Consider the following 12416-nt stretch of genomic DNA (forward strand, 5'->3'; position numbering starts at 1 on the left):
CGACGAGCGGAGGCCGCACGATGGAGCAGGTCAGCCCGGCCGGCGGGGACCACGCCCGGCACCGTCGCGGCCCGGCCCGGATCCTGCTGGCCATGCTGCTGACCGCCCTGCTGCTCGGCGGCGCCGTGCCGTACGTCTCGGGCTCGGGCCACGGCTACCTCAGCTACCTGGTGCTCGCCGACCGGCAGGACGCCGAGGGCGCCGAACTCGCCGCCGAACAGGCCGCGGCGGCCGGCGGCCAGGTGGTCCAGGACTACCCGCAGATCGGCGCGGTGCTCGCCTACGCCACCGGCCAGTTCGCCGAACGCCTGCGCGGCCGGCCGGGCATAGCCGCCGTCGGCGCCACCCGGACGGCGGCTGTGCCGGGCCCGCCCCGGCCGCTCGACGGCACCGGCGACTTCCGGCCCGCCTCGGACAGCGTCCACCCGCCCGCCCCAGCGCCCGCCCTTGCCCCGGCCGCCGCCGTCGGACCGGCCCGGGGGACGGCCCAGCACCCGGCCGGTGACTCGAGCGACGACTCGACCGACGACTCGACGGCGACCGTTCCGGACCCGGCCGAACAGAGCGACTGGAACCTCGGCATGATCGGCGCCACCGAGGCCCCGGCCCGCTTCGCCACCCTGCTGCGCTCACCCGGGCTGGCCCCGGTGGCCGCCCGGACCGCCGGTGCGGCGCCGCTGCCCTCGCCGCAGACCCTGCACGGCGTCCTGGTCGCGGTGCTCGACTCCGGCGTCGACGACACCCACCCCGACCTGCGCGCCGCGGTCGACCCGGAGGCCTCCGCCTCCTGCGCCGACGGCCGGCCCGACGCCCGGTTCGGCGCCTGGCGGCCCGACCCCGGGGTGACCGAGAGCGGGCACGGCACCCACGTGGCCGGCATCGTCGGCGCGGCCCGCGACGGGCACGGTGTGACCGGCGTCGCCCCCGGCGTGCGGATCGCCGCGGTGCGGCTGCTCGGGCCGCTCGGCCAGTACTACGCGGAGAACATCGTCTGCGGCATGCTGTGGTCCGCAGACCATGGCGCGAAGGCCGTCAACGACAGTTACTTCGCCGACCCGTGGAAGTACAACTGCCCCGAGGACGCCGACCAGGCGGCGCTGATCGCCGCCGTCGGACGGGCGGTGGCCTACGCCCAGAAGCAGGGCGCCGTGGTGGTCGCCTCGGCCGGCAACGACGGCCAGGACCTCGGCTCGTCCCGCCCCGACCGGCGCAGCCCCAACGACCGGCTGTCCGGCCCCGGCCAGGACCGGCTGCTCGGCACCGAGTGCATCCGGCTGCCCGGTGAACTCCCCGGCGTCCTGACGGTGAGCGCCGTCGACCGCCGCGGCCTGCCGGCCGGCTACTCCAACTACGGGCGCGGCCGGATCTCGATCGCGGCCCCCGGCGGCGACCCGGACGGCAGCGCGCAGAGCGCGGTTGTCTCCGACTGGCCCGGCGGGCAGTACGCGGCCCTGGCCGGGACCTCGATGTCGGCCGCCCACGTCACCGGCGCGGTCGCCGTCACCGCCGCCGTCCACCCCGAGTGGGGCCCGACCGAGGTCGCCGACCAGCTGATGGCCGCGGCGGCGGCCGGGTGCGAGCGGGCGGCCGCCGTCTGCGCGGACCCGGCGTACCGGGAGTACTACGGCGCCGGGGTGCTGGTGCTGCCGGACTGACCGGCGAGGACCGGCGAGGACCGGTACGGACGGACCGGTACGGACGGGCCGGTACGGACCGGCGCGGGACCGGCCTCGGGCCGGGCGGAAAACGGGGGGCGGGGGCCGGGCCCGGTGGGGCAGGATCGGGCGGTGTCCACGTACCTGATGACCGATCGGCTGCTGCTGCGCCCTTTCACCGGTGCCGCGGCCGACGTCGACCTGCTGACGGAGCTGAACTCCGACCCCGCCGTGATGCGGTACCTCACCGGCGGCCGGCCCGTTCCGCGCGAGGTGGTGGAGCGGGAGGTGCTGCCGGGCTACCTCGACACGTACCGGCGCAACCCCGCCTTCGGGCACTGGGCCGCGACCGCTCGCGCCGACGGGGAGTTCCTCGGCTGGTTCGAGTTCCGGCTGGACCCGGCTCCGGGCCCGGACGGGAGCCAGGACGGGCACCGGGGCCGGGGCCGGGGCTGGGACGTCGAACTCGGGTACCGCCTGCGGCGGGCGGCGTGGGGGCGGGGGTACGCGACCGAGGGTGCGCGGGCGCTGGTCCGGCAGGGATTCACCGCACTCGGCGTGGCGCGTGTCCACGCCGTCACCATGGCCGTCAACCAGGGCTCGCGCCGGGTCATGGAGAAGGCCGGTCTGCGGCTGGTGCGGACCTTCCACGAGGACTGGGACGAGCCCGTCGAGGGGGCCGAACACGGTGAGGTCGAGTACGCGCTGGAGCGCGCCGACTGGCGGCCCTGACCGGGCGGTGGCCGGTTTGGGATACTGGGGCCATGAGGCTGACGGAGTTCTGGCGACGGATGTACGAGCACTTCGGTGAGGCCTACGCCGAGTCGTTCGCACAGGACCACCTGATGAGCGAGCTCGGCGGGCGGACCGTCCGGCAGGCGCTGGCGGACGGCTGGGAGGCCAAGGACGTCTGGAAGGTCGTCTGCCGGACCCAGGGGGTGTCGGCGCTGCTGCGCTGACGGCCGCTCGGCCGCTCGGCCGCTCGGCCGCTCCGCGGCTCGGCCGCTCGGCCGCTCCGCGGCTCGGCCGCTCGGCCGCTCCGCGGCTCCGCCGGGCGACGCACCCGGGGTGAGCGATCCGTCCGGTTTCTCCCGGTTGATGGGTGAGACTGGCCCGGTGGTGAGCAGCTCGGAGACCCAGCAGACCCAGCAGACCCAGCAGACCCAGCAGAGCCAACAGGACCCGGATCCCGCCCCCGCGCGCCGGTCCGCGGTGCCCCGGACGTCCGACGGCCGCACCAGGCTGACCGGCGGGGCGATGCCCAGGTGGCTGCCGCGGGCGATGGTGCTGGCGCTGGTGCTGACCGGGCTGTTCAAACTGGCCGACTGGGCCTTTCACCAGCTGATCGACCTGTTCGTGATGCTGCTGGTGTCGTTCTTCCTGTCGCTCGCGATGGAACCCGCCGTGGACCGGATGGCGGCCCGCGGGGTGCGGCGGGGGCTCGGGACCTTCCTGGTCTTCATCGGCCTGGCGGTCGCCGTGGCGGGCTTCCTGGCCGCACTCGGCACCCTGCTGGTGGACCAGGTCACCCAGGTCGCGGGCCGGCTGCCGCACCTGCTCGACAACCTGATCGAGTGGATCAACCGGACCTTCCACCAGAACCTGTCGCTGGACCAGCTCCAGCACCAGGTGCTGCAGGACTCCGGCACCATCGAGAAGTACGCCCAGCAGGCCGCCGACAACGCCTGGGGCGTCTCCAGCACCGTGATCGGCGGGCTGTTCCAGGCCTTCACGGTCGGGCTGTTCACCTTCTACTTCACCGCCGACGGCCCCCGGGTGCGCCGGACGGTCTGTTCGCTGCTGCCGCCCGACAAGCAGGGCGAGGTGCTGCGGGCCTGGGAGATCGCGCTCGCGAAGACCGGCGGCTACCTGTACTCGCGGGCGCTGCTGGCGCTGGTGTCGACGGTCGCGCACTGGATCATGTTCGAGGTCCTGGGTCTGCCGTACGCGGTGGCGCTGGGAGTCTGGGTCGGTGTGATGTCGCAGTTCGTGCCGACCATCGGCACCTACATCGCGGGTGCGCTGCCGGTGCTGGTGGCGCTGACCGTGCAGCCGTCGGACGCGCTCTGGGTGCTGGCCTTCGTGATCGTCTACCAGCAGGTCGAGAACTACCTGCTGCACCCCAGGATCACCGCGCGGACGGTGGACGTGCACCCCGCCGTCGCGTTCGGCTCGGTGATCGCGGGTGCGGCGCTGCTGGGCGCGGTCGGCGCACTGATCGCCATCCCGGCCGCCGCGACCCTGCAGGGCTTCGTCGGCACCTACGTGCGCAGGTACGAGGTGACCACCGATCCGCGGATCGACCGCGGCACGGCGTGGCGCGAGCGCCGCCGGCTGGCCGCCCGGCGGCTGCGGCGGATGGTCGGGGCCCCGGAGGCGGAGGGGCCGGCGGGCGGGGACGGTCCCGGGTTGCCGGGTGAATCCGCAGGTCGGGGGGTGCGTGGCGGGGAGGGGTAGGGCGGGACGCGGCAATCGAACAGGTGTTCCCTATACTCGGGCGTGACGAGTTTTCCACAGGCGGAGCCCGATCGGGGCCGATTGTCGGTGGGACGCGCTAGCGTCGAGGACGATGAAGCGCACAGCACAGAACCCGAGGGTGGAAGCCATGGCAGCAACGGACCGCGAGAAGGCTCTTGAGACCGCGCTCGCCCAGATCGAGCGGCAGTTCGGCAAGGGCTCGGTGATGCGCCTCGGCGACCAGGCCCGCACGCCGATCGATGTGATCCCGACCGGATCCACCGCGCTGGACGTCGCGCTCGGCGTCGGCGGCATCCCGCGCGGCCGGGTGGTCGAGATCTACGGCCCGGAGTCCTCCGGCAAGACCACCCTGACCCTGCACCTGGCCGCCAACGCCCAGCGGCTCGGCGGCACCGTGGCGTTCGTCGACGCCGAGCACGCGCTCGACCCGGAGTACGCGCGCAAGCTGGGCGTGGACACCGACGCCCTGCTGGTCAGCCAGCCGGACACCGGTGAGCAGGCGCTGGAGATCACCGACATGCTGATCCGCTCCGGCGCGATCGACCTGGTGATCATCGACTCGGTCGCGGCGCTCGTGCCGCGGGCCGAGATCGAGGGCGAGATGGGCGACTCGCACGTCGGTCTGCAGGCCCGGCTGATGAGCCAGGCGCTGCGCAAGATCGCCGGTGCGCTCAACCAGTCGAACACCACCGCCGTCTTCATCAACCAGCTGCGCGAGAAGATCGGCGTGATGTTCGGTTCGCCGGAGACCACGACCGGTGGCCGCGCGCTGAAGTTCTACGCCTCGGTCCGGCTGGACATCCGCCGGATCGAGACGCTGAAGGACGGCACCGAGGCGGTCGGTAACCGCACCCGCGTCAAGGTGGTCAAGAACAAGGTCGCCTCGCCGTTCAAGCAGGCCGAGTTCGACATCCTCTACGGCGTCGGCATCAGCCGCGAGGGCGGCCTGATCGACATGGGCGTGGAGCACGGCTTCATCCGCAAGTCCGGAGCCTGGTACACCTACGAGGGCGACCAGCTGGGCCAGGGCAAGGAGAACGCCCGCAACTTCCTGCGGGACAACCCGCAGCTCGCCGACGAGATCGAGGCCAAGATCAAGGGCAAGCTGGGCATCGGTCCGAAGACCGAGACCCCCGCAGACGCCGAGGGTGGTGCGCCGGCCGCTGCCGAGGCCGCCCCCGCCGCCGCGCCGGCCAAGGCCGCGGCGAAGAAGACGGCGGCGGCCAAGGCCTGAGCCGTTGACGTACCACCCCGAGGACCAGTCACCGGGCCGCTCCGAGGAGCCCGGTGACTGGGGACCGCCCGACTGGTTCGCGGCCGTCGCGGAGCCCGCGCCCCCGGCGAAGCCCCGATCCGCCGCCCGGTCGGGGGAGCGGCCGGTGGCGGGCGGCGAGGCCGCGCCGGAGCTGGATCTTTCGGAGCTGGTGCCCGCCTCGCAGCTGCCGGGCGGGCGTCGGCGTCGGCGCAGCGCTCTGCAGGAGGAGTCGGCCGACGGGGCGCCGGACGGGCCGGCCGGCGTGCGGCCCCGGACGTCCGCGGACGCGGACGGGCCCGACGCCGGCGGCGGCCCGGCGAGGCGCCGTGGCCGGTCGGGGCGTCCGGGAGGCAGGTCCGGCCGGCGCGAGCGGGACCAGGACGACGAGCGTGACGAGCACGACGGGCACGGTGGCCGGCGCGAGCGGGGGCGGTCGGCGGGGACGTCCGAGGCCGAGTCGGTCGACCCGGAGACCCGGGCGCGGGACATCTGCCTGCGGCTGCTGACCGGGGCGGCGAAGACCCGCAAGCAGCTCGGGGACGCGCTGCGCCGCAAGGAGATCCCCGAGGAGATCGCCGAGCAGGTGCTCGACCGTTTCGAGGAGGTCGGGCTGATCGACGACGGCGCGTTCGCGAACGCCTGGGTCGAGTCCCGGCAGGACCGCCGCGGCCGGCGAGCGCTTGCCCAGGAACTCCGTACCAAGGGGGTGGCCGGGGAACTGGTCGAGCAGGCGGTTGCGCAGGTGGAGGCCGAGGACGAGACCGACTCCGCCCGGGCGCTGGTCGACCGCAAGCTGCGGGCCACCCGGGGGCTGGACCGGCAGGCCAGGATCCGTCGCCTGGTCGCGATGCTCGCTCGGCGGGGTTACCCGGAGGGGCTGGCGTTCCGGGTGGTGCTGGCGGCGCTGGCCGACGAGGGCGGGGCCGGTGGTGCAGGTCGGGCCGGTGAGGACGACGACGACAGTGGTGATCACCCCGGGGCGTGGTGACGTCACCTCAGATCACCGAAGTCAACTCTCGATCGCATCTTGACCGTTTCGTAACCTGCGCCTAGCCTCGCAAGCAGTGAGGGATCACTCCGACCATCCCGTCGGTGCGCCGGGCCGTGCCATCGGCCGGAGTCGGTTCCGTGCAGTCGTCCGCCCCGGGCGGTCCCCGGTCGGCTCCCTCACCGCCGCCACGGCAGAGTGTGCGCAGGGACGGGGGAGTAACTCGGATGACGATCGCGACTGATGCCGGTTCGGGGCCCGTCATGCTGGTGACCGGCCTGGTGCTCGCGGCGGCGCTCTGCCTGGTCCTGACGGCCGGCTGGCTGATGCTGCGCCAGCGCCGTGCGGAGCTGGACCGGCGGGAGGAGCGGCTGGCCGCCGAGTTGCGGCGCCTGCACCAGCAGGAGGACGAGCTCGCCGCGCGCTCGGCCGAACTGGTCGTCGCCCAGGCCGAGCTGCGGGAACTCGACACCGGCCACCGGCAGGCGCTCGAGCGGATAGCCGGGCTGACGGCGCGCCAGGCCAGGGCGGAACTGGTCCACGAGATCGAGGACGAGGCCCGGCACGAGGCCGCGGTGACCGTCCGGGAGCTGGAGCGGCAGGCCCGGGCGGAAGGCGAGCTGCGGGCCCGGGAGATCATCGCGACCTCCGTCCAGCGGATGGCCGTGGAGCAGACCGCCGAGTCGGTGACCACGGTCTTCCGGCTGCCGAACGAGGACATGAAGGGCCGGATCATCGGCCGCGAAGGGCGCAACATCCGCGCCTTCGAGACGGTCACCGGCGTCAACCTGCTCGTCGACGACACCCCGGGCGTGGTGCAGCTCTCCTGCTTCGACCCGGTCCGGCGGGAGGCCGCGCGGCTGACCCTGGAGACCCTGGTCGGGGACGGCCGGATCCAGCCGGCCCGGATCGAGGAGGTCCACGAGCGCAGCCGGACCGAGATCGAGCGGCTGTGCGTGCGGGCCGGTGAGGACGCGCTGCTGGCCGTCCGGATCGGCGACATGGCCCCGGAGCTGGTCCGGGCGCTCGGCACGCTGCACTACCGGACCTCCTACGGGCAGAACGTCCTCGGGCACCTGGTCGAGTCCGCCCACCTGGCCGGGCTGATGGCCGCCGAACTGGGCGTGCACGAGGGCCTGGTACGGCGCGCGGCGCTGCTGCACGACATCGGGAAGGCACTCAGCCACGAGGTGGCGGGCAGCCACGCGGCGGTCGGCGCGGAGTTCGCGCGACGGCACGGGGAGCCGCCGGAGGTGGTGCACGCCATCGAGGCGCACCACGGCGAGGTCGACCCCGGAACGGTCGAGGCGGTGCTGGTGCAGGCGGCCGACGCCTGCTCGGGCGGGCGGCCGGGGGCGCGGCGGGAGTCGGTGGAGACCTACGTGCGGCGGCTGGAGCGGCTGGAGGAGATCGCCCGCGGCCACGACGGGGTGTCCAAGGTGTTCGCGATGCAGGCGGGGCGCGAGGTGCGGGTGATGGTCCAGCCGGAGGTGGTGGACGACCTGCGCGCGCAGGTGATCGCCCGGGAGGTGGCCCGGCAGGTCCGGGAGGAGCTGACGTACCCGGGGCAGATCAGGATCACGGTGGTGCGGGAGAGCCGGGCGACGGAGTTCGCCCGGTGAACCGGCCTGCCCCGGACAGGCCTTAGCTCCCCGCGCCCGCCAGTGCCCCCGGGCCGCCCCGCGCGTCGTCCGCCAGGGCCAGCAGCGCCTCGGCCCGGCAGCCCTGGGTGGTGCCGACCAGGTGCCCGTCGGGCCGGATCAGCAGCACGGTGTGCGGGTCGGCCCCCGGGTACTGCTCGGTGACCAGCACCTCGGCCGGTACCGGCAGCGCCGTCGCGACCTCCGCCAGCCGCGGCATCAGCCCCGCGCCCAGCCAGTGCCGGGACGCCCAGACCGCCGTCCCGGGCGCCACCAGCAGCAGCAGGAAGCCGCCGCCGAGCCGCGCGCGGAGCTGGTCGGGGGCGCCTTCCATGGTCACCACCGGCAGGTCCGGCACCAGCACCCCGGGCGCGGTGGCGGGCAGGCTCTCGGTGAGCGCGGTGCCCCGCCCGGGCCCCCGCTGCACCGGTACCCGCCCGGGTACGCCGGAGGGCGCCGCCGGGTACGCGGGCGCGCCGCCGAACCGCCCGGTGCCGAGCTGACCGTCCGCCAGCAGCGGTGCGTGCTTGCGGAAGGACCCGGTCAGCAGCGAGCGGCGGGTCTGCTGCCAGCCGCGCAGCGGCCGCAGCAGCGGCATCGTCTGGTCGACCGCGCGCAGCCGTGCGCCGACCGCGCCGCGGCGCTCGGTCTCGTACCCGTCCAGCAGGGAGCCGCCGGGCTGCGGGCCGCCGGAGTGCAGGTGCCAGGCCAGGGCGAGCCGCCAGGCGAGGTTGTCGGCGTCGCGCAGCCCGTCGGCCAGGTTCTGCATGCCGAGGGCGCCGTGCAGGTGGGCGGCGTCGCCGGCCAGGAAGCAGCGGCCGGAGCGGAACCGGGCGGCCAGCCGCTGCTGTGCGGTGTGGTCGGCGGCGGCGAGCAGCTCGTAGCGGGGCAGTTCGCCGCACCAGCCGGTGAGGGTGGCCTTGACCCGGGCGAGCAGGGTGTCGCCGGTGACGATGCCGGGCCAGGTGGCGTGCGGGTCTACGGGTTCGCTGGGCTGCGGGCGGCCCGGGGGCAGCCGCCAGTCCAGCCGCCACAGGCCGTCCGGCAGCGGGCGGGCGCAGGCCTCGCGGTCGCCGCGCCACGGGGGTTCGCGGTGCAGCCGGGCCTCGCCGGCGAACGGCAGGTCGACCCGGACGGTCGCCACCGCGTGCCGGTCGACGGCCGGCCGGCCCGGAAAGCGGATCTTGAGCAGCCGGCGGACGGTGGAGCGTGCGCCGTCGCACCCGACCAGGTGGCTGCCGCGCCACCAGGTGCGGGTGCCGTCCTGGGTGTGTTCGGTGCGGACGCTGACGCCGTCCCGGTCCTGCTCCAGCTCGGCCACCCGGCTGTGCGGTACCAGCTGGATCAGCGGGGTCGCGGTGACCGCGTCCCGCAGGCCGCGCTGCAGGCGGTGCTGGGCCAGGTGCAGCACCGGGGAGTCGTCCAAGGGCAGCCGGAGCACCTCGGAGCGGCGGCGCCAGATGGTGAACGCCTCCCAGCGGGCGGCGTCCGACTCGGCCCGGGAGTAGCCGATCCGGCCGAGGAAGGCGGTGGTCTCGCCGCCGAGCACCACGGTGCGCGGGCTCTCCGGGCACAGCCCGGCGCCCTCGTCCAGCACGATCGAGGGCACCTCGTTGCGGGCCAGGGCGAGGGCCAGGGCCAGGCCGACCGGCCCGGCCCCGACCACGATCACCGGGTCCACGTCGAAACCTCCGCGCGGCGGGCGCGACGGTGCCCGGCTTCGGTGCTCAGGGCTGGGGAGGCTCCGGGTGGTGTCACGAAGAGCAATGCAACAGATCACCTGGGTGTGCGTCAAGCAGCGGCAGGTGTGCGCCGGTTCGTGCCGCGACGGCCGCGCGCCTCGATCCACTTGGCCAGCGCGGTCAGCGCCAGGCACATCGCGATGTAGATCGGTCCGATCACCAGGACCACCGGGATGTACGGGTAGCCGTCCGGGGTGGAGGTGTTGCTGGCGATCAGCTTGCCGGCGTAGAGCAGCTCGCTGTAGGTGATCACGTAGCCGAGCGAGGTGTCCTTGAGGGTGACCACCAGCTGGCCGATGATGGCCGGCAGCATCGAGCGGACGGCCTGCGGCACCAGGATGGTCATCATGACCGAGGTCTTGCGCAGGCCCAGCGCGTAGGCGGCCTCGGCCTGCCCGCGCGGGACGGCGTTCACGCCGGAGCGGATGATCTCCGCCTGGACGGCCCCGTTGTAGAGGCTGAGGCCGACCACCAGGGCCCAGAACGGATCGGCGCTGAAGACCGCCCGGTACAGCGCGAAGATCATGATGAGCAGCGGCATCGCCCGGAAGAACTGGACGACCGCGGTGGCCACGGCCCGCACCGGCCGGTGGTCGGAGAGCCGCCCGGCCGCCAGCAGCGCGCCGAGGACCAGCGAGAACAGCGCGGACAGACCGAAGACCTTCAGGGTCTCCAGCATGCCGTCGACGATCCGCTGCTGGACCCTGGCGTACTCGAACGGCGACCACATCGCGGCCGAGAACTGGCCGGCGTCGGCCAGGCTGGAGTAGGCGAACCAGAGCAGTGCGGCGATCCCGGCGACCGAGAGCACCCCGAAGACGCGGTAGCGCAGCCGGGCCCGCGGGCCGGGGGCGTCGTACAGGACGGAGGCGGAGCCGGCGCTCATCGGGCCACCGCCATCCGCTTCTCGGCGAAGCTGAACAGCTGCTGGACGGAGAAGCTGATGCACAGGTACGCCAGCGCCACCCAGAAGAAGATCCCGAAGATGGCGTACCCCTTGTCGGTCATCGTCTGTTGCCAGTTGTAGAGCTCGGCGACGCTGAACGCGCCGGCCACCGCGGAGTTCCTCGGCAGGGCGATGAAGATCGAGCTCATCGGGGACATCACCGAGCGGACCGCCTGCGGCAGGATCACCAGGCCGAGCGTCTGGCCGAAGCCCATGCCCAGGCTGCGGGCGGCCTCGGCCTGGCCGAGCGGCACGGTGTTGATGCCGGCCCGCAGCACCTCGCAGACGAAGCTGCCGGTGTACGCGCTGAGCGCGATCACCGCGAAGGTGAAGGAGTCGAGGTGCACGTCCAGCCGCGGGAGCCCGAAGGTGACCGCGAAGAACAGCAGGGTCAGCGGGGTGTTGCGGAAGATGTTGACCCAGACGGTGCCGAACACCCGCAGGGCCGGCACCGGGGACACCCGGAAGGCCGCCAGGACTATGCCGAGCAGCAGGGCGAGCACCGCGCTGACCGCGCTGAGCTCGACCGTGCGCAGGAAGCCGTCGCGGAACAGCGCGAGGTTCCCGTCCTCGAACAGAACACCCATACCGGCGGCCCTCCTCTCATTGGTGGTTACGTGGTGGCGCGTGGCCGGTGGGGCCCGGCCCGTGAAAGACCCGGCTCCCCGACCCGGCGCCGGCCGGCACCGGGTCGGGGAGCCGGGGCGGGATCAGTACCGCTCGAGCGCGGGGACGGCCGGGGCGGCCGAGCCGGAGAGGCCGAGGGTGGCGTCGTAGGCCTTCTTCCAGTCGCCGTTGTCCTCGTGGGCCTTCAGCGCGTCGCTGATCGCGTCGCGCAGCGCCTTGTCGTCCTTGCCGAGGCCGACGCCGTAGTTCTCGGTGGAGAAGGTCTTGCCGACCACCTTGAGCTTGCCGGCGTTCTTCGCGGCGTAGCCCTTGAGGATCGAGTCGTCGGTGGTGACCGCGTCGACCTCGTCGGTGAGGAGCTTGTCCACGCACTGCGAGTACGAGTCGTACTGGGTGACCTTGGCGCCGTACTTCTTGATCTGGTCGACCGAGGTGGAGCCGGTCACCGTGCAGACGTTCTTGTCCTTGGTGCTCTCCGGGCCGGTGATGGACGTGTTGTCCTTCTGCACCAGCAGGTCCTGGCCGGCGATGTAGTACGGACCGGCGAAGGAGACGCTCGCCTTGCGCTTGTCGTTGATGCTGTAGGTGCCGACGTAGAAGTCGACCTGGCCGCCGGAGATCGAGGCCTCGCGGTTGGCGGAGGCCACCGTCTGCCAGGTGATCTGGTTCTCGGCGAAGCCCAGGTCGGCGGCGATCATCTTGGCGATCTCGATGTCGAAACCGCTGCGGGTGCCGGTCTGGACGTCCTCGAAGCCGAGGAACGGCTGGTCGGACTTGGCGCCGATGGTGATCTTGCCGGCCTTCTTGGCCTTGGTCCACGCGGGCGAGGCGTCCAGCTTGACGTCCGACTTCACGGTGTACGTCGGCAGCTGCGGCTTGGCGCTGCCGGCCGCGTCGTCGTTCGGCGAGCCCTCCTTGCCGCAGGCGGCGACGGCCGTCAGGGTCAGCACGGACAGGGCGACGGCGATGGTGCGACGGGTCCTCATGAGGGTTCGTACTCCTGGGATCTGGCCACGGGTCAACCGGGCGCTGGGGTCGGGAGAGTTCCGTTGGGCACGGCGATCCCCCTTCGGTCCGCCGTGCCG

11 protein-coding genes are annotated in these 12416 nt (G+C 73.6%); 7 read left to right on the forward strand and 4 right to left on the reverse strand.

From position 1 onward, the window contains the following. The first annotated feature begins 20 nt into the window (after nucleotides 1-20). The 7 genes from AC2TEW_RS26650 to rny all read left to right on the forward strand — a co-directional run bounded on the left by AC2TEW_RS26650 (nucleotide 21) and on the right by rny (nucleotide 7998). Entirely contained in the window at nucleotides 21-1655 is a 1635-nt protein-coding gene (locus tag AC2TEW_RS26650; protein WP_484625900.1) for a S8 family peptidase, read from the forward strand. Nucleotides 1656-1787: 132 nt separating this feature from the next. Continuing rightward, entirely contained in the window at nucleotides 1788-2387 is a 600-nt protein-coding gene (locus AC2TEW_RS26655) for a GNAT family N-acetyltransferase (protein WP_484625901.1), read from the forward strand. A 32-nt stretch (nucleotides 2388-2419) separates the two neighbouring features. Beyond that, nucleotides 2420-2614 carry a DUF3046 domain-containing protein gene (locus tag AC2TEW_RS26660; protein WP_033819035.1) on the forward strand — a complete coding sequence of 65 codons (195 nt, stop codon included), beginning with the start codon at nucleotides 2420-2422 and terminating at the stop codon, nucleotides 2612-2614. 157 nt (nucleotides 2615-2771) lie between these two features. Further along, on the forward strand, nucleotides 2772-4112 hold the full coding sequence (locus AC2TEW_RS26665) for an AI-2E family transporter (RefSeq protein WP_484625902.1): 1341 nt from the start codon (nucleotides 2772-2774) through the stop codon (nucleotides 4110-4112). Nucleotides 4113-4260: 148 nt separating this feature from the next. Then, entirely contained in the window at nucleotides 4261-5367 is a 1107-nt protein-coding gene (gene recA, locus AC2TEW_RS26670) for a recombinase RecA (protein ID WP_484625903.1), read from the forward strand. Nucleotides 5368-5371: 4 nt separating this feature from the next. After that, entirely contained in the window at nucleotides 5372-6376 is a 1005-nt protein-coding gene (locus tag AC2TEW_RS26675) for a regulatory protein RecX (protein ID WP_484625904.1), read from the forward strand. 227 nt (nucleotides 6377-6603) lie between these two features. Continuing rightward, complete coding sequence (gene rny, locus AC2TEW_RS26680; RefSeq protein WP_484625905.1) at nucleotides 6604-7998, forward strand: ribonuclease Y; 1395 nt, start codon at nucleotides 6604-6606, stop codon at nucleotides 7996-7998. A gap of 22 nt (nucleotides 7999-8020) precedes the next feature. On the opposite strand, the gene AC2TEW_RS26685 is transcribed toward rny, so the two are convergent. The 4 genes from AC2TEW_RS26685 to AC2TEW_RS26700 form a co-directional block, all read right to left on the reverse strand. Continuing rightward, nucleotides 8021-9697: an FAD-dependent monooxygenase gene (locus tag AC2TEW_RS26685; protein WP_484625906.1), complete on the reverse strand. Its 1677-nt coding sequence runs from the start codon at nucleotides 9695-9697 to the stop codon at nucleotides 8021-8023. Nucleotides 9698-9807: 110 nt separating this feature from the next. Continuing rightward, a complete protein-coding gene (locus tag AC2TEW_RS26690) occupies nucleotides 9808-10644 on the reverse strand; it encodes an amino acid ABC transporter permease (RefSeq protein ID WP_484625907.1) in 837 nt (278 codons plus the stop codon). Beyond that, nucleotides 10641-11291, reverse strand: coding sequence for an amino acid ABC transporter permease (locus AC2TEW_RS26695; protein WP_033819030.1), 651 nt, complete (start codon nucleotides 11289-11291; stop codon nucleotides 10641-10643). Before AC2TEW_RS26695 ends, AC2TEW_RS26690 begins: the two co-directional genes overlap by 4 nt. 123 nt (nucleotides 11292-11414) lie before the next feature. Further along, nucleotides 11415-12317 (reverse strand): glutamate ABC transporter substrate-binding protein, encoded by a 903-nt coding sequence (locus AC2TEW_RS26700; protein ID WP_484625908.1) that lies wholly within the window; start codon nucleotides 12315-12317, stop codon nucleotides 11415-11417. Between the last annotated feature and the right edge of the window lie 99 nt (nucleotides 12318-12416).

It is taken from the genome of Kitasatospora sp. NEAU-CNBT7 (assembly GCF_057220535.1).

Bases quoted from the DNA above. Each gene is read 5' to 3' on its own strand.
- AC2TEW_RS26660 (WP_033819035.1), top strand. From the start codon at position 2,420: ATGAGGCTGACGGAGTTCTGGCGACGGATGTACGAGCACTTCGGTGAG.
- AC2TEW_RS26690 (WP_484625907.1), bottom strand. From the start codon at position 10,644: ATGAGCGCCGGCTCCGCCTCCGTCCTGTACGACGCCCCCGGCCCGCGG.
- AC2TEW_RS26700 (WP_484625908.1), bottom strand. From the start codon at position 12,317: ATGAGGACCCGTCGCACCATCGCCGTCGCCCTGTCCGTGCTGACCCTG.
- recA (WP_484625903.1), top strand. From the start codon at position 4,261: ATGGCAGCAACGGACCGCGAGAAGGCTCTTGAGACCGCGCTCGCCCAG.
- AC2TEW_RS26650 (WP_484625900.1), top strand. From the start codon at position 21: ATGGAGCAGGTCAGCCCGGCCGGCGGGGACCACGCCCGGCACCGTCGC.
- AC2TEW_RS26695 (WP_033819030.1), bottom strand. From the start codon at position 11,291: ATGGGTGTTCTGTTCGAGGACGGGAACCTCGCGCTGTTCCGCGACGGC.
- rny (WP_484625905.1), top strand. From the start codon at position 6,604: ATGACGATCGCGACTGATGCCGGTTCGGGGCCCGTCATGCTGGTGACC.